The organism is Streptomyces sp. Je 1-4 4N24, assembly GCF_026239515.1.
Classification (GTDB): domain Bacteria; phylum Actinomycetota; class Actinomycetes; order Streptomycetales; family Streptomycetaceae; genus Streptomyces; species Streptomyces nigrescens.
Genome location: NZ_CP110836.1, coordinates 684,682 through 706,408 on the forward strand (window position 1 = coordinate 684,682; position 21,727 = coordinate 706,408).

General features: G+C 71.7%; 19 protein-coding genes. 12 read left to right on the forward strand and 7 right to left on the reverse strand.

Annotation, left to right across the window (positions count from 1 at the left end):
• Window positions 1-109 precede the first annotated feature (109 nt).
• The 5 genes from SLV14N_RS02655 to SLV14N_RS02675 all read left to right on the forward strand — a co-directional run bounded on the left by SLV14N_RS02655 (window position 110) and on the right by SLV14N_RS02675 (window position 5,251).
• Window positions 110-1,078, forward strand: a complete 969-nt coding sequence (locus SLV14N_RS02655) for an alpha/beta hydrolase (protein WP_208679543.1) — start codon at window positions 110-112, stop codon at window positions 1,076-1,078.
• Window positions 1,071-2,231, forward strand: a complete 1,161-nt coding sequence (locus SLV14N_RS02660; protein WP_263267850.1) for an acyltransferase — start codon at window positions 1,071-1,073, stop codon at window positions 2,229-2,231. Before SLV14N_RS02655 ends, SLV14N_RS02660 begins: the two co-directional genes overlap by 8 nt.
• A 292-nt stretch (window positions 2,232-2,523) precedes the next feature.
• The gene (locus SLV14N_RS02665; protein ID WP_317633691.1) at window positions 2,524-3,798 is read left to right on the forward strand and encodes a sensor histidine kinase; all 1,275 of its coding nucleotides are present in this window, start codon (window positions 2,524-2,526) and stop codon (window positions 3,796-3,798) included.
• Window positions 3,795-4,466, forward strand: a complete 672-nt coding sequence (locus SLV14N_RS02670; RefSeq protein ID WP_263267852.1) for a response regulator transcription factor — start codon at window positions 3,795-3,797, stop codon at window positions 4,464-4,466. The genes SLV14N_RS02665 and SLV14N_RS02670 overlap by 4 nt, the downstream gene beginning before the upstream one ends.
• Window positions 4,467-4,663: 197 nt before the next feature.
• Window positions 4,664-5,251, forward strand: coding sequence for a hypothetical protein (locus tag SLV14N_RS02675; RefSeq protein WP_208679546.1), 588 nt, complete (start codon window positions 4,664-4,666; stop codon window positions 5,249-5,251).
• Window positions 5,252-5,313: 62 nt separating this feature from the next.
• Here SLV14N_RS02675 and SLV14N_RS02680 read toward each other — a convergent pair whose 3' ends face one another.
• Window positions 5,314-6,024 (reverse strand): TetR/AcrR family transcriptional regulator, encoded by a 711-nt coding sequence (locus SLV14N_RS02680; protein WP_208687658.1) that lies wholly within the window; start codon window positions 6,022-6,024, stop codon window positions 5,314-5,316.
• A gap of 186 nt (window positions 6,025-6,210) precedes the next feature.
• Here SLV14N_RS02680 and SLV14N_RS02685 point away from each other — a divergent pair, with 186 nt between their 5' ends.
• The gene (locus tag SLV14N_RS02685) at window positions 6,211-7,167 is read left to right on the forward strand and encodes an NAD-dependent epimerase/dehydratase family protein (RefSeq protein ID WP_263267853.1); all 957 of its coding nucleotides are present in this window, start codon (window positions 6,211-6,213) and stop codon (window positions 7,165-7,167) included.
• An 83-nt stretch (window positions 7,168-7,250) separates the two neighbouring features.
• Here SLV14N_RS02685 and SLV14N_RS02690 read toward each other — a convergent pair whose 3' ends face one another.
• Complete coding sequence (locus tag SLV14N_RS02690) at window positions 7,251-7,793, reverse strand: DUF4232 domain-containing protein (protein WP_208679548.1); 543 nt, start codon at window positions 7,791-7,793, stop codon at window positions 7,251-7,253.
• A gap of 463 nt (window positions 7,794-8,256) precedes the next feature.
• Here SLV14N_RS02690 and SLV14N_RS02695 point away from each other — a divergent pair, with 463 nt between their 5' ends.
• Window positions 8,257-10,443 (forward strand): FUSC family protein, encoded by a 2,187-nt coding sequence (locus SLV14N_RS02695; RefSeq protein ID WP_263273006.1) that lies wholly within the window; start codon window positions 8,257-8,259, stop codon window positions 10,441-10,443.
• Between the two features lie 77 nt (window positions 10,444-10,520).
• On the opposite strand, the gene SLV14N_RS02700 is transcribed toward SLV14N_RS02695, so the two are convergent.
• Window positions 10,521-11,492 carry an NAD-dependent epimerase/dehydratase family protein gene (locus SLV14N_RS02700; protein WP_208679550.1) on the reverse strand — a complete coding sequence of 324 codons (972 nt, stop codon included), beginning with the start codon at window positions 11,490-11,492 and terminating at the stop codon, window positions 10,521-10,523.
• A 92-nt stretch (window positions 11,493-11,584) separates the two neighbouring features.
• On the opposite strand from SLV14N_RS02700, the gene SLV14N_RS02705 reads away from it, so the two are divergent.
• Window positions 11,585-12,808: a GDSL-type esterase/lipase family protein gene (locus SLV14N_RS02705; RefSeq protein WP_263267854.1), complete on the forward strand. Its 1,224-nt coding sequence runs from the start codon at window positions 11,585-11,587 to the stop codon at window positions 12,806-12,808.
• Between the two features lie 149 nt (window positions 12,809-12,957).
• Here the strand turns inward: SLV14N_RS02705 and SLV14N_RS02710 are convergent, their stop codons facing one another.
• On the reverse strand, window positions 12,958-13,686 hold the full coding sequence (locus tag SLV14N_RS02710; RefSeq protein ID WP_208679552.1) for a ribonuclease H: 729 nt from the start codon (window positions 13,684-13,686) through the stop codon (window positions 12,958-12,960).
• A 148-nt stretch (window positions 13,687-13,834) separates the two neighbouring features.
• Entirely contained in the window at window positions 13,835-14,512 is a 678-nt protein-coding gene (locus SLV14N_RS02715) for an AIM24 family protein (RefSeq protein ID WP_208679553.1), read from the reverse strand.
• Window positions 14,513-14,956: 444 nt separating this feature from the next.
• Between SLV14N_RS02715 and SLV14N_RS02720 the strand changes: the two genes are divergently transcribed.
• Window positions 14,957-16,294 (forward strand): sugar transferase, encoded by a 1,338-nt coding sequence (locus SLV14N_RS02720; RefSeq protein WP_263273007.1) that lies wholly within the window; start codon window positions 14,957-14,959, stop codon window positions 16,292-16,294.
• A 232-nt stretch (window positions 16,295-16,526) separates the two neighbouring features.
• Here the strand turns inward: SLV14N_RS02720 and SLV14N_RS02725 are convergent, their stop codons facing one another.
• The gene (locus SLV14N_RS02725; protein WP_208679554.1) at window positions 16,527-17,471 is read right to left on the reverse strand and encodes a GDP-L-fucose synthase; all 945 of its coding nucleotides are present in this window, start codon (window positions 17,469-17,471) and stop codon (window positions 16,527-16,529) included.
• A 179-nt stretch (window positions 17,472-17,650) separates the two neighbouring features.
• Here SLV14N_RS02725 and gmd point away from each other — a divergent pair, with 179 nt between their 5' ends.
• Genes gmd through SLV14N_RS02740 form a run of 3 tightly spaced genes read left to right on the forward strand, consistent with a single transcriptional unit; the run spans window position 17,651 to window position 20,318 of the window.
• A complete protein-coding gene (gene gmd, locus SLV14N_RS02730) occupies window positions 17,651-18,664 on the forward strand; it encodes a GDP-mannose 4,6-dehydratase (protein WP_263267855.1) in 1,014 nt (337 codons plus the stop codon).
• A complete protein-coding gene (locus tag SLV14N_RS02735) occupies window positions 18,661-19,197 on the forward strand; it encodes a DapH/DapD/GlmU-related protein (RefSeq protein WP_262042633.1) in 537 nt (178 codons plus the stop codon). The genes gmd and SLV14N_RS02735 overlap by 4 nt, the downstream gene beginning before the upstream one ends.
• Window positions 19,194-20,318, forward strand: coding sequence for a glycosyltransferase (locus SLV14N_RS02740; RefSeq protein ID WP_263267858.1), 1,125 nt, complete (start codon window positions 19,194-19,196; stop codon window positions 20,316-20,318). The genes SLV14N_RS02735 and SLV14N_RS02740 overlap by 4 nt, the downstream gene beginning before the upstream one ends.
• A 53-nt stretch (window positions 20,319-20,371) precedes the next feature.
• Here the strand turns inward: SLV14N_RS02740 and SLV14N_RS02745 are convergent, their stop codons facing one another.
• The gene (locus SLV14N_RS02745; protein ID WP_263273008.1) at window positions 20,372-21,592 is read right to left on the reverse strand and encodes a glycosyltransferase; all 1,221 of its coding nucleotides are present in this window, start codon (window positions 21,590-21,592) and stop codon (window positions 20,372-20,374) included.
• Window positions 21,593-21,727: the final 135 nt, after the last annotated feature.

The following is a 21,727-nucleotide window of genomic DNA, read 5'->3' on the forward strand; positions in this document are numbered from 1 at the left end:
AGAGCCACATCGGAAGTGCGCTCCCCGGCGGGACGTCAACCAAGCACTGCGCTCCATAACTTCGGTGCCGGAAGCACGACCGGCTTCCGGTACGGAAGGACCATCCCTCATGGCGTCCCGCCCGCGCGGCAGTCGTCCGCTGCGCACTCTGCTCGCCGTTCTCGTCGCCACCTCGGTGGTGGTGCCGGTCTCGGGTGCTGCCCGCCCCGCGGCCGTCCCGGCACCTGTCCCGAGGACCCTCGCCCCGCTGCGGGCCGCCGGGCCCGGCGCGCTCGCCGAGCGGTACGCCGTCAACCGCGAGGGCATCCGCGCGGCGGAGCGGATGGCCGAGGACCACGGCGACCGGGCCCGGGCCGAGGCACTGCGCGGTATGGCCGGCCCGGCGCGGCACTTCCTGTCCTTCGACGGACGCAACGGAGGCCGTACCACCGAGGTCTTCGGTGACCTGGCCCGGGCCGAGCGGATCGCCGTGCTGGTGCCGGGCTCGGACACCAGCCTCGACAGGTATGAGCGCCTCCGGTCCGGCGCCGTGGCGCTCCAGCGGGAGCTGGGCGGACGGTCCGCCGTCATCGCCTGGCTCGGATACGAGACACCGGGCACGGTGAGCCCCGGCGTGCTCACCCCCGCCCGCGCGGCGGAGGCCGCTCCCGGACTGGCCGCCTTTGCCGGTGCCGTGGCGGCGCTCCGTCCCACGGCCCGGATCTCCGTGCTCTGCCATTCCTACGCCGCCGTGGTCTGCGGCCGGGCCGCACCGGGGCTCGATGTCGCCCACCTCGTGCTGTTCGGCAGCCCTGGTGCGGGTGCCGAAAACGTCTCCGCGCTGCACACCCCGGCGACGGTGTGGGCCGGTCGGGGCGGCGACGACTGGATCGCCCATGTGCCGCACGGACAACTGGAACTCCCCTTTGGCACCGTCGGGTTGGGCGCCGATCCGGTCACGCCCGAGTTCGGCGCCCGGATCTTCGCGGCGGGCCCCGGAGGCCACAGCGACTACCTCAAGCCCGGTTCTCTGTCCCTGCGGAACCTCGCCCGGATCGTCTCCGGCCAGGCCCCTTCCGAGGAGAGACGCGATGCGTGAGCTCATCCGGCGGATCACCGCCGCCACACCGGCCGACCGCGACCGCGGTGTCGACGCACTGCGCGCGCTCGCCATTCTCGGGGTGATGCTCGGGCACTGGCTGGTGACCGCGCTGGTCGCCGACAGCGGCACGGTGCGCGTCGTCAGCCCCCTGCACCAGCTGCCCCAACTCACCCCGGCCTCCTGGCTTTTCCAGACCCTGGCGGTCTTCTTTCTGGTGGGCGGCCAGATGGCGGCGAAGAGCTGGGGCGCCGCCCGTGCCGGGGGCGGAACGTACCGCCGGTGGCTCGGCGCCCGTACGGTCCGGCTGTTCCGGCCGGTGGTGGCCGTGCTGGTGGTCTGGGGCGTGGTGGCGGGCGCGCTGCTCGTCGCCGGGGCCGGTCTGCAGACCGTTCACACACTGGGCAAACTGGCCCTGTCCCCGCTCTGGTTCCTGCTGGTCTTCGCCGTTCTGACGGCGGCCACTCCGCTGGTCGCCCGGCTCCATCCGCTGTGGCCGCTCGCCGTCGTCCTGCACATCGACCTGATCCGGTTCGGCCTGGGCGGGCCGGCCTGGCTCGGCTGGACCAATGTGGCGGCCGGCTGGCTGGTTCCGTACTGCCTGGGCGCGGCCTGGGCCCGGGGTGGGCTGCGGGGCCGGGCGACCGGGTGGGTGCTGCTGCTCGGCGGCGCCGCCACCACCGCCGGTCTCGTCCTGTGGGCCGGCTACCCGGCCGCGATGGTCGGGGTGCCCGGCGCCGGGATCTCCAACCTCAATCCGCCCACCCTCGCGGCCGTCACCTTCGGTCTCGCCCAGTGCGGGGCGGCCCTGCTGCTGCTCGGACCACTGCGGCGCATACTCCGGCGCCCCGCCGTCGGGGCGGCGGTGGCGCTGATGAACCTCTCGGCGCTGACGCTCTTCCTGTGGCACCAGACCGCCATGATGGCGGTCACCGCGGTCGGTCTGCTCACGGGCGGATTCCTGCCCGGACTGCACACCCTTCCCGACGGTGCCGGCTGGGTCCTCGCCCGGCTGGCCTGGCTGCCGGTGTTCGCCCTGGCGCTGCTGGTGTGCTGGGCCGCGTTCCGCACCTACGAGCACGGTCGGCGCGGCGCCACCAAGGTGGTGCGGGAGGGGCGTCCCGCTGAGGTCAGGGCGGTGCGGAGTGCTTAGGGGGTGTCTTTCGGGTCAGGGCGGATCAGGGAGCGGGGGCTGGTGCGTGCGATCGCAAGGCGGAGGAGGGAGTCGACGCGGAGCGATGGGGGTCCCCCCGCGCCGTTGAGGCGTGGGGGAGAGTGACGACAACGCCGCGAGCGTGCGTGCCAGGCCCCGCGAGCCCGCCATGACCCGAAAGACACCCCCTAAGATGCCCCGTGTGAGTCAGGGGGGCTGGAAAGGTGGGGGGCCACGGCTGTGGGCGGCCGTGCGGGGGCTTCCGCATACCCTGCGCGAGGATCTCTGGACGGTGGCGCGCGATCCACTGCCCCGGATGCGCTGGCTGGGCCGGCTGCCGCATGCGCATATCGTGCTGTTCACGGTGCTCATGGGCTGGCTCAACGCGGACCGGTACAAGGTGGATTTCGGGCCGTCCGCGGGGACGGCCGTGTTGGTGCTCTCGGTGCTCCAATCCGGCGCCGCCGTCCTCGCGTTGTCCCGCCCGGTGCCCGCCTGGTGGGTGTCGACGATCGCGCTGTTCCTGGCCAGGAACGCCGGCGAGTTCAGCGTCGGCCATCCCCCGTTGTGGTCCTGGAGCATCCCGGGGGTCGCTCTGCACGCCCTGGTGCTGTTCCTTCTCGCACTGCGGGTCCGCCCGCGCCTTGCGGCCGAGGTACTGGGGCTCTCACTGCTGGCGGGGGCGGCCGCACTGGTCTTCGCGGCGCCGGCCCCGGACCCGAGCCTCTCGCCGGGGTCGGTCCCCCTGGACTTCGCGGCCGCACTCCAGGAGGGGAGTCTCGCCCAGGACGCCCTGATCTTCACGATCGCGGTGGTGCTGGGCACCGCGCTACGCGGCCGCCGGGTGGCCCGTACCCAACTCGTCGAGCAGGAGGTGCTCACCGCCGAGGAGCGGGCCCGGCGCACCCTGCTGGAGGAGCGCAACCGGATCGCCCGCGAGCTGCACGACGTGGTCGCCCACCACATGTCGGTGATATCGATCCAGGCGCAGGTCGCACCGCATCTGGTCAAGGACCCCACCGACGAGCTGAAGGAGAACCTCGCGGGCATCCGCGGGAACGCCGTCGAGGCACTGACCGAACTCCGGCGGGTCCTGGGCGTGCTGCGCTCGGAGGATGCCCTGGCGGACGGCGTACGGCACACCCCGCAGCCCACCCTCGGCCGGCTGGATGACCTGGTGGGCACGGTGCGCGGAGCCGGGCTCAGGGTCACCACCGAGATCACCGGCGAGCCGCGCCCGCTGTCGCCCGGAGTCGAGCTGTCGGCGTTCCGTATCGTCCAGGAAGCGCTCAGCAACGCGATCCGGCATGCGCCCGGTGCGGAGGTGCGGGTGGCCATCGGGTACCGGACCGGCGGTCTCACCCTCCGGGTCGCCAACTCCGCGCCGGACGGGCCCGCCCCGCCCTCGCAGGGCGCCGGCCACGGCTTGCTGGGCATGCACGAGCGCACCGCCATGCTCGGCGGTGAACTCGCCACCGGCCCCACCCCCGACGGCGGTTACGAAGTGACCGCGATCCTGCCCGCCCAGGCCGCGAAGCCTGACGACCCCGGTGAGCCTGCCCCATGACGACCATCCGTGTGCTGATCGCCGACGACCAGGTGATGGTCCGTCAAGGCTTCACGGTGCTGCTCAACGCCGAACCCGATATCGAGGTCGTCGGCCAGGCCGTCGACGGTCTCGACGCCCTCACCCAGGTCGCCGGACTCGCCCCGGACGTCGTCCTGATGGACGTCCGGATGCCCCGGCTCGGCGGTATCGAGGCGACCCGTCGTCTCACCGAACCGGCCGGTGCCACCGTCAAGGTCCTCGTCCTGACCACCTTCGACCTCGATGAGTACGTGTACGAGGCGTTGCGCGCGGGCGCCTCCGGTTTCCTGCTGAAGGATGCCTCGGCGGAGGAACTCGCTCATGCGGTACGGGTGGTGGCGGCCGGGGAGGCGCTGCTCGCCCCGAACCTCACCAAGCGCCTCATCGCCGAGTTCTCCCGGGTCACCAGCTCGCCCCGCGCTCCGTTCAAGGACCGCGTCGGTGACCTGACGGAACGCGAGACGGAGGTCCTCTCCCTCATTGCGCAGGGCCTGACGAACGGTGAGATCGCGCAGCGGCTGGTGCTGGCGGAGCAGACCGTGAAGAGCCATGTGGGCCGGATCCTGGGCAAGTTGGGTCTGCGCGACCGAACCCAGGCCGCCGTCTTCGCGTATGAGACGGGGCTGATCCGCCCGACCGGATACTGAGCGGACCGGCCGCTTCGGTGAGCGGCCGCCCTCCGGCATCGGCCTCGGGTACTCCTTCCCCCTCCGCCACACGGCGGAGCGGCACCCACCTGTGGAGCGATGTCCGGCGGCGCGGCGGACGGAACCGTGGTGATCAGCAGGGAATCGACGCCCTGCCGCACCGGTTCCGGTGCCGACCGCATCCGCAGGAGGACGCAATGCCCCGAATCCGCCGCCCGTTCGTCGTGGCCGCCACCGCCCTCGCCGTCTGCACGGCGACCGCGCTGACCCTGGGCCCGACCGGACCGGCCGCGGCGGCCGGGACGGGGACCACGGCCGCCCGGCATTCCGCCGACGAACCGTCCCTGACGGGCTCCGCCAAGCTCGCGCGACAGCCCGGCGACAACGTCCACTTCCGCTTCAACGCCCATGGCTTCGGCGAACAGGCCCGCGGCACGTTCTACGCCAGCCACCACATCGGCAAGGACTGGGGCGGATACTTCAAGGGCCGGATCGACTGCCTGGTGACCGGTGGCCCGGTGGCCGTCGCCACCGGCATCGTGACCGAGATGCGCTTCAAGAACGCACCGGGTATGCCGGAGCTCGGGGACCTCAGGGGCAAGCGATTCGGCTTCACCGTCCTGGACAGCGGCAAGAAGGACCAGCTGGGCTACAGCTGGGCGATGGACGGCGTGCCGAAGAACAGTGTCGGCAAGTGCCTGGGCTCGGCCCCGTTCGAGACCCTGGCGAAGGGCGACTTCAAGGTCCACCACTGGATGCCGCCGCGCAACCCCGCGAAGCACTGATCCACCGCCGCGGGCCTGACCACCGGGTGCCGCGTGCCGGCAGACGCGGCACCCGGTGCCGGTTACAGCTGGAAGGAGTCGGCCAAGGTGTCGAGCTGCGCGGCGAGCAGTGTCTGCGCCCGGTGCCCCATCCCGGCGTACTGGCCGGACACCTCCAGGCTGACCGTGCCGTGCAGCTGCGACCAGACCAGCACCGTGCCGGCGAGGGCGGTCCCCGCCGCCTCGTCGTGCGGAGCCAGGCCGGTGTGCTGGGCCAGCCAGTCCGCGACGCCCTCCTCCTTGCGCACCCACGCGGCCATTTCCTCGACCACCGGCCGCAGCGCCTCGGCAGGGGCGCCCGCGGCGAACACCTTCAGGAACGGCCCCAGGACCGCCCGCGCGCGCAGCAGCGTGTCGGGCGGGGCCGCGTACCCGGGCAGCGGGGTGCCCTGGATCAGCAGATAGCGGTGCGGCTGGGCGACGGCCCAGCCCCGGTAGACGTCGGCGAGGGCGTGCAGAGTGGCTCGCGCATCGTCGTCGGGCGTGGTGCCGACCCGCCCGACGACCTGCGCCACTTCGTCGTAGGCGTCCCGGATCAGCTCGCTCAGCAGGTCGTCCCGGCCGGCGAAGTAGCGGTAGAGGGCGGGGCCGGACAGCCCCATGTCCTTGGCGATCCGGGTGAGCGCGACGGCCTGGACGCCGCCCTCGGCGAGCTGCTGCAGCGCGGCCGCCTTGATCTCCGCGCGGTTCTGCTCGCGGTAGCGCGCCCGGGGGCTCCGCGCCTCGGCGGCCATGTTCTCCTCCTGCGTTCGCGACGACATGAGGCAAGCGTGAGTGGTCATTGCTGATCCTAGCCAGCACATTGCTTGCGATAGGTCATCGCTGAAGTTACAGTCTCTAACTGAAGCGAGTGCACGAAACTCGACCCGCTCGCCACTGGCCCGTGTTGTGGCCCCTCGGCCCGGAGAGAAGGAACCGTCATGTCTGCTGCATCTGTCCCGCTCCACGTCGTACTGGGCGCCGGCCCGGCAGGCACCGCGCTCGCCGGCGAACTCGTGGGCCGCGGTCACGCCGTACGGCTGGTCAGCCGCTCGATGCCGGAGACCACCGTCGAGGGCGTCCAACGGTTCGCCGCCGATGTGAGCACGCCCGACGGGGCGCTGGCCGCCGTCGCGGACGCCGCCGTCGTCTACCACTGCGTGAATGTCGCCTATCACCTGCAGACCGAGGTGATGCCCCGGGTCCAGCGCGCGGTGCTGGCCGCCGTCGAGACCACGGGGGCACGGCTGGTCGTCCTGGACACGCTGTATCCGTACGGGCAGACGCACGGCGAGGTGATGACCGAGGAGACCCCGTGGCGGGCGACGAGCCGCAAGGGGCGGATGCGGGCGCAGCTGGACGAGCTGTATCTCGCCGCCCACCGTGCGGGGCGCGCCCGTGTCGTCCTTGGCCGGTCGGCCGACTTCGTCGGTCCCGGAGTGCTCAACTCGACGCTCGGCGGAGCGGTTTTCCCGGCGGCGCTGGGCGGCGGTGAGATCCTCGGCCTGGGCGATATCGACCTGCCGCACAGCTACACGGACATCCGGGATGTGGCGGCCGGACTCGCCACGCTCGGCGCAGACCCGGAAGGCGACGGCCGGGTGTGGCATCTGCCCACCGCGCCCGCCGTCTCCACCCGCGAGATCCACGCGATGATCGAGGAATTGGTGGGCCGCCCGGTGCAACGGGTGGTCCTCACCGAACCCCGCCCCTTCGGGCCGTTCGACGCGGCCTTCATGGACGAGTACGCGGAGATGTTCTATCAGCACACCGAGCCGCAGATCATGGACTCCACGGCCTTCGAGCGGGCCTTCGGCGTCCGCCCGACTCCGCTGGACGCGACCCTCGACGCCACCGTCGAGTGGTACCGCGCACTGCTGGCCGGCCCGCGGAGCTGACCCGGCCGCACGACCGGCCCCTAAGGCGCGCAGACACCGGGGGCCGACGCGCAGTGCGTCGGCCCCCGGTGTGCCGGCAGCGGTCAGGAAGCGCTGGGGAGCTTCGCCGACCAGGCGGTCACCTCCAGCTCGCCGCCATCGACCTCCTTGTCGAACGCCACGACACTGTGCGCGTTGCTGCCCGTCGGGGAGACCTGCAGGTACTTGGCCTTCGCGGACGACGGACCGGCGTGCGTCCAGACCAGGTCCGCGTAGGCGCTCTTGCCCGGCTTCAGGGTGACGCCGTGCATGCCCGGGTCCTTGGCGAAGTAGGTGTCACCGTGGTGCGCCGTCGTCTTGATGGCCTCGTGTCCGGCGCCCTCCAGCGCCAGCCCCGGGTAACCGCCTATCGCGCAGGTGCTGTTGCCGGTGTTGGTCACCTTGAGATAGGTGCCCTCGTGATTCATTCCGGCCTGGCCCGAACCCGCGTCGGTGGTCGTGACCTTCAGCGTCCCCGGCCGGCAGACGTCGGCCGCCGCGCCGGATCCTGCCGTACCCGCCGCGGAGGCAACCCCGGCACTCGCGCCCGCGACCAGCGCGACGGCGGCGGCGACGGTGGCGGCGGTACGCAGACCACGCTTCGTCATCAGTCCTCAACTCCCTCTTCTCCGGCACCCGGAGAACCTCGGTGGAACGTTCGCCGGCCCCCGCCCGGCTCCGTCCGCGGTCCCGGTGCAGGGGGCCGGGAACGGAGGAGCCGGGCCTCGGGTCCGGTCGGTGCGCTCTCTTTCGTTTGCGCACCACCCACCCTGGGCGCCGCCACTGATGATCGACTAACGCCTCACTAACACCGGGAACACCCGGAACGAGAAGAAAGCGATCTTTACGTGGAATGCGAGGGATAGGGGGAGTTGGGGAGGGAGCGGGAGGGGGCCGCGGGAGTGCCGGGACGGTGCGGCGGAAGCCCGTCCGAGCAGGCGTGCGATGCTGGGGCACTCCGGATCATGGCAAAAATGGGGAGTGTACGGCAGCGTGCTGGCAGCGATACGGCGGACTGGGACGCACAGCTGGGACCGCTTCGCGGCATCCGACCCAGGGCTACTGCGGCTGATGGCAGGGCTGCGCACGGTCGGGGCCATCGTGCTCACCCTCGTCGTCCTGGCGCTGCTGCACACCGACGTCACGCTGATGGTCGCGGGCGCCATGACGGCCATGGTGTCCACCTTCGCGATCAAGGAGAAGGAGGTGCGGGGCCAGGCGGTCACGCTCGCGCTGGGCCTGCCCGTCGCACTCGCCGCGATGTCGCTGGGGGCGCTGCTGCACACCCTGGTCGTCGCCGGCGATCTGTTCTTCGTCCTGCTGATCTTCGGCGCCGTCTACTGCCGGCGGTTCGGTGACCGGGGCACCGCGCTCGGCCTGATCGGATTTCAGGTCTACTTCGTCTCGCTGTTCGTGCAGGCCACCGGCCCCGCCCTGCCCGACCTGTACCTCACCCTGGGCATCGCCTTCGGGTGCAGCGCGGTCGTACGGTTCGCCGTCGTCCCGGAGACCCCCACCCGCACCCTGCGGCGGCTGCGCGAGGCCTTCCGGGCACGCCTCGCCCAGCTGCTGGCGACCCAGATGGAGCTCCTGGACACCGATCCTGACGACCTCGACAAGGTGCTGGAGGACTTGCGGCGGCACACCGCCCGGCTGCACGAAGCGGCACTGATGATCCAGGGGCACCTGGAGGAGGGCACCCGGGACGCGGCCACGGCGGGGCTGGTGCAACGCCGTGTCGCGGACGCCGAGATCGCCGCCGAACGGCTGGGGATGCTGATCCTCAATGCCCGCAGTGCCGAGCGCGCGGACACCATCACCATGCATCTTCCGCACGCCCCGGTGCCGGCCACCGCGACCCGGACGGGGACCGAGGACGAAGCGATCGTCACCCTGCACCGGGATCTGAACGCGCTGCTGCTGCTGATCGCCCGGCGCGCGCCCGACGACCGCGGCACCGCGCTGGCCCTGGTACGCAACCGGCTGCTCGGCTACCGGGAGGAGGACGACCTGCCGCGCGCCTCGGCCGCCGTCCAGGACGTCTTCCGTGGACTCGGTGAGGCCGCGCGCGCCGTCCTGGGTCTGCGGCTGGCGCTGGACGGGCCGCAGGACGAGTCGGACGACTCCCCCGCCACCACGCGCTCGCGCGAGGAGTTCGACGCCGAGGACCTCTCGATCGTCGGGGCCGAGGAGACCGAGGAGCCGGAGGAGGACCGCACCGGGCTCGCACGGCCCACCACCCGGGCTGCGTTCCAGGTCGCGGTGGGCTCGACCCTGGCCATCATCGGCGGGGAGTTCCTGTCCAGCCAGCGCTGGTACTGGGCGGTGCTGACCTGCTGGGTGGTCTTCCTCAACACCGCCTCCACGGGCGAGATCCTGGTGAAGGGCTATCGCCGGCTGGTGGGCACGGTCCTCGGCGTGGTCGCCGGTGTCGCGCTGGCCGGGCTGGTCGGCAACCACACCTGGGCCGCGTTCGCCCTGGTTCTGCTCTGCATCTTCGGGATGTGGTTCACGGCGCCGTTGTCGTACGCGCTGATGTCCTTCTTCGTCACCACGATGCTCGGGCTGCTCTACACCCTGCTCAACACCTACAGCCTCTCCGTGCTGGTGCTGCGCATCGAGGAGACCGCGCTGGGCGCCGCCTGCGGGATCATCGCCGCCGTGCTGGTGCTGCCGGTGCACACGGACCGCCGTACGGACGAGTTGCTGGGCACGGTGCTGGTCCGGCTGCAGGACGTGGTGTCCGCCGCGGTCGAGCAGCTCAGCGGCGGGCCCGCCGTGGATCTGCTGGGCAAGGCGCGCGATCTGGACACCGCGCTGGACGAGCTGCGCGCCTCCACCCAGCCGTTGACGCATCCGATCACCCCGCTGCGCGGCCGCCGGCGGACCGTCCGTTATCTGGTGGCGCTCCTGGAGACCTGCGCCTATCACGCCCGCTCCTTGGCGGCCACGGCGGAACTCGTGCCGTACAGCAAGACCATCGCGGCCGACCCGCGCCTTGCCCGGGCCGGCCGGCGCATCGGCCAGAACATCGATCTCCTCGTCGCCCGGGTGCTGGAGGAGAGCACCGAGGGCGAGGTCGACTCCGGATTCAGCATCGCCGCGATGCTGGAAGCGGCCGGCTCGGGAGCGCTGCAGTCGGGCACGGTCACCTTCCGCGTGCTGCGGCATCTCCAGCGTCTCGACGAGGGAGTGGTCGGTCTCGCCCGCCCGCTCGATGTGCCGGTGGCCGGGCCCAAGGGGGGCAAGGCCGGCTGAGCGAGGGGCGGCCGGTGGCCGTCCGGTGGCCGTCCGCCGCGGCGAGCGCAGTTCGGACTCCCCCGGTCCCCTGCCGGTCACCCGTCGACGGCCCCGGCGTCGTGCCGCGCGAGCACCGCCCGCTCCTCCTCGGGCGAGTAACCGCCCGCCAGCGGCGGCTCGCCACGCCCGCGGTCCCAGGCCAGAACGTCGGACAGGGTCACCTCCAGCGGGGTCGTGGGCAGGCCCGCCGCCCGGGCGCGCGCCGGACTGCGCTGCTGTGACGTCCGGTCCGGCCGGACGAGCGGGAACATCGGTGGCCGTCCCTCGGGCGACACCGGAACGATCTCGACCTCGGTGCCCGCCACCCGCGCACAGGTCTCGATGAGCCCGCCGAGGGTGACCGGCTCGTCCGGCCCCACCGCGTGGAACGCACCCGGCCGCGCGTCGGCGAGCAACTGCACCACCAGACGGGCCAGATCACGCGAGTCGACGAGCTGCACCGGCTGCCCGGGGTCGGCGGGCAGTGCCACCCGTCCACCGCGCGCGGCCCGGCGCACCCAGTACATGAGGGCGTCCGTCGGATCGTGCGGCCCGGCCACCTTTCCCGGCCGCACCACCGTCGCCCGGGGGCCGTACCGGGCCACCACATCGTCCTCGCAGGCCACCTTGAGCGGACCGTAGGTCTCCTCGCTGAGCTCCTCGGTGTCCCGCACGGGCGGGCGACGCGGGGTGTCCTCGGCCGACCCCGGCCCCACACCCGTGCGCCGGTACACCGCATGGCTGGAGATGAAGAGATACCGCCCGGCCCGGTCCTCCAGCGCGTCCATCGCCTGCCCGACATGCCGTGGCACGTAGCCGCTGACATCCACGACCGCGTCCCACCTCCCGTTGTGCAGCGCCGCGTAGTCGCCGGTGTCCCGGTCACCGATGAGCCGGGGCAGCCCGGGGAACAGCTCCGTCCCGGTCCTCCCCCGGCCGAACAAGGTCACCTCGGCGCCGCTGCGCAGCGCATCGTCCACGATGGCGCGGCCCACGAACGACGTCCCGCCCAGTACCAGAATCCGCATGGTCCTCGACGCTAGCGACCGTGACGTCATGGCGGGGGCGAGGGGCCGGAAAATGATGTGCGGATCAGGTATGCGGTTGACACGCTGGGATCATGAGTTCTCAGCCTGCCCCCGCCCCCCGCTCCGCCGCCACGCCCCCGGCAACTGGCTGGATCACCACTCCCGTTACCGCGGACCTGCTGCGCGGCGCGCTCGATCTGGAGCACACCGAGCACGGGGTGCTGCCGCACCGGCTGCCCGCCAGGGCCCGCGCGCAATGCGCCGACGTCTACCTGGCCATGGCGGAGGCCCAGCCGTCGGGCGTACGGCTGGTGTTCCGCACCCGGGCCACCGTTGTCGAGCTGGATGGGCTGCGCACCAAGAATGCCTACCAGGGCGCCCCGCCCCGCCCCGATGGCGTGTACGACCTGTTCGTCGACGGGCAGCTCGGCGGGCAGACAAGCATGACCGGCGGCAATATCCAGATGGTGGACATGACCACCGGGACCGCGGAAACCCTGCCCGGCCCGGCCGGCACCGCCCGGTTCTCCGGCCTCCCCGACCGCGTCAAGGACGTCGAGATCTGGCTGCCGCACAACGAGATCACCCAGCTGACCGCCCTGCGCACCGATGCCCCCGTCGAGCCCCTCCCGGAGGGGGGCCGCAAGAAGTGGCTGCACCACGGAAGTTCGATCAGCCATGGCTCCGACGCCGCGAGCCCCAGCACCACCTGGCCCGCGCTGGCCGCCACCCTCGGCGGCGTGGAACTGACCAACCTGGGTCTGGGCGGCAGCGCCATGCTCGACCCGTTCACCGCCCGCGCCCTGCGGGACACCCCCGCGGACCTGATCAGCGTCAAGATCGGCATCAATCTGGTCAACGCCGACCTGATGCGGCTGCGCGCCTTCGCTCCGGCGGTGCACGGCTTCCTCGACACCATCCGCGAGGGCCATCCCACCACTCCGCTGCTGGTCGTCTCGCCCATCCACTGCCCCATCCACGAGGACACCCCCGGCCCCAGCGCCCCGGACTTCAGCAACCTCAGCGAGGGGAAGCTCCAGTTCAAGGCCATGGGCGACCCCGCGGAACGGGCCGCCGGAAAGCTGACGCTCAACGTCATCCGGGACGAACTGGCCCGCCTGGTGAAGCAGCGGGCAGCCGACGACCCGAACCTGCACCATCTCGACGGCCGCGACCTCTACGGCGAGACGGACTTCGCCGAACTACCACTGCCCGACCAGCTCCACCCCGACGCCGCCGCCCACCGCCGCATCGGCGAACACTTCGCCGCCCTGGCCTTCGGCCCGGACGGCCCGTTCGCGGCCGAGGGTGCCTAGTCCGGCGCCGGGGCTCGCCCTTCGTCCCCCTCTCCGCGTTGAGTTGCCGGCTGCATCATGTGGCACAGGCTCGGCCAGGCGGTTTCTCCCGGCTACGGGAGTCGGATCCGGACGGACGCCGCCCGGTCACCGGACCCGCCGGACAGCGCCTAGTCGTCCCCCGCCGCGGAGCGGCAGGCGGGGTGTCCCCAGCCGTCCGGGTTCTTGGTGATGGGCTCGCCCGCCGCGTAGGAGCGACCGCAGCGGCAGCGGCCGGGGAACTTGGCGTTGAGGGTGCGCGTCGGTTTGCCCGAGGTGCGCCGCTGCGGTGCGGATGCCTTCTTTGCTGCCGGGCCGGAGGCGCGTCGGCGGGTGGCGGCGGGCCGTACGGCATCGGGGGCGGGCGGCGGCTGCGGGGAGCCGAGGGCGCTGCCGGCGGCTTCCTGGACGATCGCTGCCTGGCTCGCCGCACGGTCGGCGAAGTCGTTGAGCGGGTCGCCGTCCACCTGGTGCGCGGGAACGTACCGGAACTCCACGGAGCGGCCCGTGAGCAGCGCGTCGATGCTGACCACCAGTTCCTGATTGGCGACCGGCTTGCCCGCGGCCGTCTTCCACCCCTTGCGTTTCCAGCCGGGCAGCCAGGTGGTGACGGCCTTCATCGCGTACTGGGAGTCCATCCGGATTTCCATCGGGACGGCCGGATCGGTGGCTGTCAGCAGACGTTCCAGCGCCGTGAGTTCCGCGACATTGTTCGTCGCGGTGCCCAGCGGCCCGGCCTCCCACCGGACGACGGTTTCCGCATCGTCGGCGATGACCCAGGCCCAGCCCGCGGGCCCGGGGTTTCCTTTCGAGGCGCCGTCACAGGCGGCGATCACGCGTTCAGCCATGGGCGCGATCATGCCAGGCAGCGGCGCGTCACGCGAAGCCGCCTCCGCGGGCTCGCGGCGCGCGGCCGTCCGGCGCCGGGCGGCCCGGCGTGCGCATCAGCAGGGGGCTCCCACGCAGGACGGAGGCTCTTGTCCCGGGCCGGCGCGGGGCTGAACCGGATCAGTTGCCGGATTCCTTCTCCGGGCGGAGTTCGCTGGGCCGTACGATCACGAATCCCTCGCCGTCGAGGCGGAGTTGGACGGCCTCGCCGGAGCCGCCGCGGAGCATCGAGCCGAGGCTCTGCGAACGCTGCAGCGAGGTCTGCAGGCCGCTGCTCCAGCCGACCACGGCGTCGGTGTCGACAAAGACCGGGGACTGCGGGGACACGGGTATCACGATGGGGTTGCCCTCACAGATCACGCCCAGCTTGCCCTGGCCGCTGAAGACGGAATTGAAGAGCCCTCCGCTCGCCATGCCGGCGCCCTTGACGACCTTGATCTCGTAGGAGAGGGACGGGTCGAAGCACAGCACATTCCGGCCGTTGACGGTGATGCCGTCGCCGGGGGCGAGGTCGATGATGAAACAATTGGCGGCCTCGTGCGCGAACCACACCTCGCCACGGCCCCGTACAGCCATCAGCGCCAGCCCCTCGCCGGTGACCGCGCGCTTGAGGAACTTGCCGATGCCCTGCCCCTGCTTCTCGAATTGCAGATCACCGCGGTAGGCGATCATCGCGCCCTGACGGGCATAACACTCGCCGTCCAGCGCGTACTTGAGGGATTTGGCGTTCTGCTGCGTCATTCCGGGCGCCGTGGCCGGTGTGGCCATGTTCTCCGAGGCGAAAAGATCACTGTTCATGACCGGCATGCTATCCAGGGCACTGCCGGGCACACCGGAATCGTCCGGCGGCGGCTGTCGGACGGCCGCGGCCCGCCCCGCGCCGGCCCCCGGGCACCGGCCGAAACCGGATCACGTGCTCACGCGCTTGTAAACAATGGGACACAAGAACACTCAAAATAGGTAAACCACAGCAGTCGGGCGCAGCGTGCTCTAGCGTCACGTCCGACACGGGGGCGGTTGTGTGGCCGGGGGGCTCCAGCCGCGCCGGAAGTGAAGGGGACGACCAAGTGGGGGGCCATGGGGTTGTTCGAAGCTGCCGGAGCAAGGGTGATCGATTCACCTGCCGGGACAGCCAAGTTGGACCGCGCACCGGAACGCGGCGGAAAAGACAGAAACAAGCCGACGGAACGGCGGCTGCGGCAGCTGGCGTTAGCCGTCGACACGGGGGGTGTCCTGCTGCCGGTGTGGCTGCTCTGTGCCGTGACACAGCAGCCACAGCCACTGCTCACCGCGGCGCTGGCGTGTGCGTCATGGCTGGCCGTCGGTGCCTCGAAGAATCGTTACAGCCGGGAGGAACCGGCCGGTGACGATGCCGTGCTGCCGGTCTTGCGGGACTGGCTGACCATGCTGGGCGTGCTGGCCGTCGTCTGCGTCGCGGCGCGGGTCGAGGTCTCGCTCAAGGTCTGTGTGCTCGCGCTGCTGCCGTGCCTGGCACTGGGCGTGGCCCGGCGCAAGCTCGTGCACCGGTATCTGCTGGCCATCCGGCGTCGCGCGCAGGCGCTGCGCCGGGTGCTGATCGTCGGGGAGGCGGGCGCCGTCGATGTGGTGCTCGCGGAGCTGGCACACCGTACCGATCATGAATATGTCGTCGTCGGCAGCTGTCTCGTCGGCGAGGAGACCACCGACTCGGCGGTGCCCGTCCCTGCCCGGCTCGCGTCCGACGGGAACACACCCGAAGCGGCACTGGAGGGCGAGACCGTCCTCGGGTGCGCCGCCGAACTCGACGCCGATCTCGTCTTCGTGGCGCCGGGCCGTCAGCTGTCCGCGGCGCGGGTGCGGCGGCTCGCCTGGGCCCTGCACGACGGAGGCCGGAATCTGGCCATACTGCCGGGCCTGATCGATGTGTCGCAGCACCGTGTCCGGCTCGCGAAGGCGGCGGGCCTGACGGTGATGCACATAGACCCGGCGGCGCGGCGGGGGATGCCGGTGCTGCTGAAGCAGATCACGGACCGGCTGGGAGCGCTGCTGCTGCTGATGCTGCTCTCCCCTGTGTTCGCCCTGGTGGCGGCGGCGATAAGGCTCACCTCCAGTGGGCCGGTGTTCTACTGGCAGATCCGGGTCGGCCAGGATCTGATGCCGTTCCGGATGTGGAAGTTCCGCACGATGGTCGTCACCGCCGACCGGATGCGGGCCGCGCTGGAGGCGGCGAACGAGCACGACGGGGCGATGTTCAAGATCCGGCGGGATCCGCGGGTGACACCGGTGGGCCGGCTGCTGCGCCGCTTCTCGCTGGACGAACTGCCCCAGCTGTTCAATGTCCTGGCCGGCCATATGTCCTTGGTCGGCCCGCGGCCTCCGCTGCCCGAAGAGGTGGAGCGGTACGACGGGACCGAGCTCCGCCGGCTGTCCGTCAAACCGGGTCTGACCGGTCTGTGGCAGGTCAGCGGGCGGTCCGATCTCACCTGGGACGAGACCATCGCCCTGGATCTGAGCTATGTGGACAACTGGTCCTACACCCGCGACATCGGTGTGCTGGTCCGGACCGTGCGTGCCGTCGTGGACGGGCGCGGTGCGTACTAGGGCGTGTCGTTCGGATCAGGGCGGATCAGGGAGCGGGGTCTGGTGCGTGCGATCGCAAGGCGGAGGAGGGAGTCGACGCGGAGCGTCGGCGAGTGACGACAACGCGGCGAGCGTGCGTGCCAGACCCCGCGAGCCCGCCATGATCCGAACGACACGCCCTAGCGGGCTCCGGTGTGCGTCCGGCGCCTCGCCATGGGGCGGGCGCCGGGGGCACAGCACGGGTCGGGGGCCCTCACACCGTGGCCGGCTCCTCTCGCCATGCCCGGTAGGTCCGGGCGATGCCCTCGGCGAGCGGGATGGTGGGCGACCAGCCCAGGGCACGCATCTTGCTGATGTCGAGCAGCTTGCGCGGGGTGCCGTCGGGGCGGGACGGGTCGAAGGCGATCCGGCCCTCGTAGCCCACCGCGGAGGCGACACAGGAGGCCAGGTCGGCGATGGTCAGGTCCGTTCCGCAGCCGACGTTGACGGTGTCGTCGCCGTCATAGCGGCGCAGCAGCACCTCGCAGGCGGCGGCCAGATCGTCGACGTGCAGGAACTCGCGCAGCGGTGTGCCGGTACCCCAGAGGGTGAGCTCCGGCAGCCCCTGCTCCTTCGCCTCGTGGAACCGGCGGATGAGGGCGGGCAGCACATGCGAGGTCTCGAGGTCGAAGTTGTCGCCGGGCCCGTAGAGGTTCGTCGGCATGGCGGAGATGAAGGAGGCACCGTATTGCCGGCGGTAGGAGCGGATCTGGACGAGGCCGGCGATCTTGGCGAGCGCATAGGCCTCGTTGGTGGGCTCCAACGGGCCGCTCAGCAGGGCGTCTTCGGTGATGGGCTGCGCGGCGTGCTTGGGGTAGATACAGCTCGATCCGAGGAACAGCAGTCGGCGCACCCCCGCCTGGTGCGCGCCCGCGATGACGCTGAGCTGGATGCTCAGATTGTCCTCGAGGAACTGCACGGGGTAGGTGCTGTTGGCCATGATTCCGCCGACTTTGGCGGCCGCCAGGACGACGGCGTCGGGCCGGGCCGAGCGCAGATAGGCCGCGGTGGCCCCGGCATCCCGCAGGTCGAGCTCCGCGCGGGTACGGGTCAGCACGTCATAGCCCCGGTCGGACAGCCGCCGGGCCACGGCGGATCCCACCAGACCTCGGTGGCCCGCGACAAACACGCGAGCGGGTGTGGGCAGCAAGTCATCCATGGGCCGGATTGTGTCAGTCAACCCGACACGCCCACCGGCTATTTCAGGAAATATCTGCCACCCATCGCTCTCGACCAGTGGCGACGGAGCGGGTAGCGTCCACGCCCCGCGGTCCGCCGGCGCGTGGGTAATCCATCAAGTTCGATCACGATGCACATCACTTCTCGTGGGGGGAAGCCATGCCGAAAACCGCGGTCATCACCGGAATCACCGGTCAGGACGGGTCATATCTCGCCGAATTGCTGCTGAGCAAGGGCTATGAGGTGCACGGGCTGATGAGACGCTCGTCGAGCTTCAACACCGAGCGCATCGACCACATCTACCAGGACCCGCACACCCCCGACCGGCGGCTGCTGCTGCACCACGTCGATCTGTCGGACGGTGTGGCCCTGGTGAATCTGCTGCGCGATGTGCAGCCCGACGAGGTCTACAACCTCGGGGCCCAGTCCCATGTCCGGGTCTCCTTCGACGCTCCGCTGTACACCGGCGATGTGACCGGGCTGGGCGCCGTACGGCTGCTGGAGGCCATCCGCGCCAGCGGGGTGCAGACCCGGCTCTACCAGGCCTCGTCCTCGGAGATGTTCGGCGCGACCCCGCCGCCGCAGAACGAGGCGACGCCCTTCCATCCGCGCAGCCCGTACGGCTGCGCCAAGGTCATGGCGTACTGGTCCACGGTCAACTACCGCGAGGCATACGGCCTGTTCGGGGTCAACGGCATCCTCTTCAACCACGAGAGCCCGCGGCGCGGCGAAACCTTCGTCACCCGCAAGATCACCCGTGCGGTGGCCCGCATACAGGCGGGCCTGCAGGAGCACCTCTACCTCGGCAACCTCGATGCCGTCCGCGACTGGGGTTACGCCCCGGAGTACGTGGAGGCCATGTGGCGGATGCTGCAGCGCGACGAGCCCGACGACTATGTGGTGGCGACCGGGGTGGCCGCGACCGTACGGGACTTCCTGCAGGCCGCCTTCGACACGGTGGGGCTGGACTGGGAACGCAGTGTGCGCTTCGACCCGAAGTACGAGCGGCCCTCCGAGGTGGACGCGCTCATCGGCGACGCGTCCAAGGCCAAGAGCCTGCTGGACTGGTCGGCGAAGGTGCAGTTCGACGAACTCGCCCGGATCATGGTGGAGTCGGACATACGGCAGCTGGAGGACGAACTCTCCGGTCACCGGGTGCGGGTGGACCGATGACGGTCACCGCCACCGACCGCCGGCTGCGCGGCTTCACCGGCGCCGGCTACGACAAGGGACGGGGGCTGCTGACCCAGGTCGCCTGGTTCGTCGTGCTCAATGTCCTGTTCATGAAGTGGTGGTGCCCGCCGCGGCTGCGTCCCCCGCTGCTGCGGGCCTTCGGTGCCCGGGTCGGCGCCCGGGTGCTCATCCGGCACCGGGTGCGGGTGCAGTGGCCGTGGAAGCTGACGGTCGGCGATGACGTCTGGGTGGGTGAGGACTCCTGGCTGATCAACCTGGAACCGATCACCATCGGCCATGACGTCTGTGTGTCCCAGGGTGCCCTGCTGTGCACCGGGAGCCATCAACGCCGCTCCCCCACCTTCGAGTTCGACAACGCTCCGATCCGTCTGGAGCCCGGCTCCTGGGTGGCCGCCCGCGCCATGGTGCTGCGCGGGGTCACCGTCGGAGCGGACGCGGTGGTCGGGGCCGGTGCGGTCGCCCACCGCGATGTGCCGCCGGGGGCCGTGCACACCACCGGGGGTGCCGTATGAGGATCACCCATGTCGTGACGCTGGTCAGCGACGACGGGGCGTACGGCGGTCCGGTGAGCGTGGCCACCGGGCAGCTGGGCGAACTGGCCTCGCGGGGGCACGAGGTGGAGCTGGTCTCGCTGTGGCGGGGCCGGAGCGCACCCCCGCGGTCCGTCGACGGGGTACCGCTGTACGCCCGGACCGCCCGCACGCTGGTGCCGGGGCAGGGCTTCCTCGGCCTGTTCCACCCGGGGCTGCTGCCCGCGCTCTGGCGGCGGGTGGGCCGGGCCGACGCCGTGCAGCTGCACGCCGGGCGGGACCTGGTGTCCCTGGCCGCGCTCGTGGTGGCCGCGGTGCGCCGCCGCCCGTTCCTCGTGCAGACCCATGGCATGGTCCAGCCCCGCGGCTCGGCCGTGGCCCGGCTCTTCGACCGGGTCTATGTCCCGCTGCTGCGCCGGGCGGCCGCTGCGCTGGTCCTCACCGACGAGGAAGAGGCCGGGCTGCGGCAGGTACTGGGCCCGCGCGGGCCGCGGCTGGTCAGACTCCCCAACGGGGTCCGCTCCCGCCCGGCCGACGCGGAGCGGAGCAGTACGGATGTGCTGTTCCTCGCGCGTCTGCAGAGCCGCAAACGCCCTGAGGCCTTCGTGCGGATGGCGGCGCTGGTGCACCGCAAACGGCCCGAGGTGTCCTTCACCCTGCACGGTTCGGACGAGGGACGGCTGGCGGAGGTCCGGCGGCTGATCGCCGAGGAGGGGCTCGGCGACGTGGTGACATACGGCGGAGCGCTCGATCACGACGCCGCGGTGCGGCGGACGGCGCAGGCCACCGTGTACGTGCTGCCCAGCGTCGACGAGCCGTTCCCGATGAGTGTGCTGGAGTCCCTGGCGGTGGGCACCCCGGTGGTCTGCACCGACAGCTGTGGGATCGCCGGTGCGCTCCGGCGGCGCGAGGCCGCTGTGGTCACCGACGGTTCGCCGGAGCAGCTGGCGGAGGCGGTGCTGCGGCTCCTGGAGGACCCCCCGCTGCGGGAGCGCGTCACCCGCGCCGGTCATGCGGCCGTCGACGCGGAGTTCTCGCTCACGGCCGTGGCCGACCAACTGGAGGAGTGGTACGGGTCGCTCGCGCGGCCCGGCGCCGGATAACCGGAGGCGGCGGGGGCCCTCGCCCCGCCGCCTGCGGCTAGGGAAGACGCCCCCTAACGGCCGGTTGCCCGGCCGGCACGGGCGATCCGCAGCAGCTCGGTGATCCGCTCCAGACCGGCCCGGCTGCTCAGCCGCTGCTCGACGTACTCCGGGCCCCGGGCTCCCAGCCGGGCCGCCCGCCCGGGGTCGTCGGCGAGCGCACGGGCCTCCGCCAGCAGCGCCTTCGGGTCCTCCGGTGCGAGCACCGTCCCGGCACCCGAGCGCAGGACCTCCTGGGCGGTGCCCCCTTCGGCGGCCACCGAGGCGATCACCGGCCGGCCCGTCATGAAGTACGAGGTCAGCTTGGACGGCAGACTCATGTCCAGCACGGAGGCCTTCTGGGTCACCGCCAGCACATCGGCGGCGGCGAGCACCTCGGGGAAGTCCTCGGCGTCGGCGGGCGGCAGGAAGGACAGCGTGGAGACGCCCGCGGCGAGCCGTTGCAGGTGCGCGCGCTGATTGCCGTCCCCCATGAGCACGAACCGCACGGGCGCGGCTTCCTGATCGGCGAGCCGCGCGGCCTCGACCAGTACCTCCAGCCCCTGCTTGAGGCCCATGTTGCCGGCGTGCAGCACCACGGTGTCGCCGTCGGACCAGCCCAGTCGTGCCCGGGTGCGGTCGCGGTCGCCGGTCGGGCCCTGCACATGCGTCCAGTTGGGCACCACATGCACCCGTCCGCGCGGCACGCCCATCGCCGTGACCCGGTCCACGAACGACTCGTGAACCACCCCGACGACGGCCGCCTGACGCAGTACCCGCGCCTCCACCGCCCCGGCCAGGGCGGCGGCCCGGCCCCCGCCCCGGATGCCGCTCTGCTCGGCGGCGGCCCCCATCAGATCCTGGACGACCACGACATGCGGTACCCCGGACTGCCGCGCCAGCCGCCCGCCCAGCACTCCCCCGGCCAGGCTGGGCATCTGGGTGAGCACCACGTCGGGGCGGATGCGCGGTGGTGCCATGGCGCTGTGGGCCAGGATGCTCGCCTCGAACAGCGCCCGGCGCAGGGCGGTCTGGTGCGGCGGAACGGTGTGCCGCCGGCGGTGCACCGTCACCCCGCCGCGGCGCTCCCGGACGCGCCATCGGCCGCGATAGCCGTCCGCCACCCGCCAGGCGGGATAGTGCGGCATGCCCGCGAGGACATGGGTGTCGGCGCCGGTTGCGGCCAGATGCTCGGCGATCTGTGTCGAGTACGGCCCTATGCCGGTGTGTTCGGGTGCGTAGTTGGTCGAGACCACAAGCACGCACCGGCCCGCGAACGAATCTTCCACTAAAGGCCCCCCTCTGGATGTGCGGTCATCGTAGGAGCCTGCCGGGGCCCGCGGGCTGTGAATTGCGTTGCGATTGTGTCCCGAAGGCGACCTTGTTTCCCG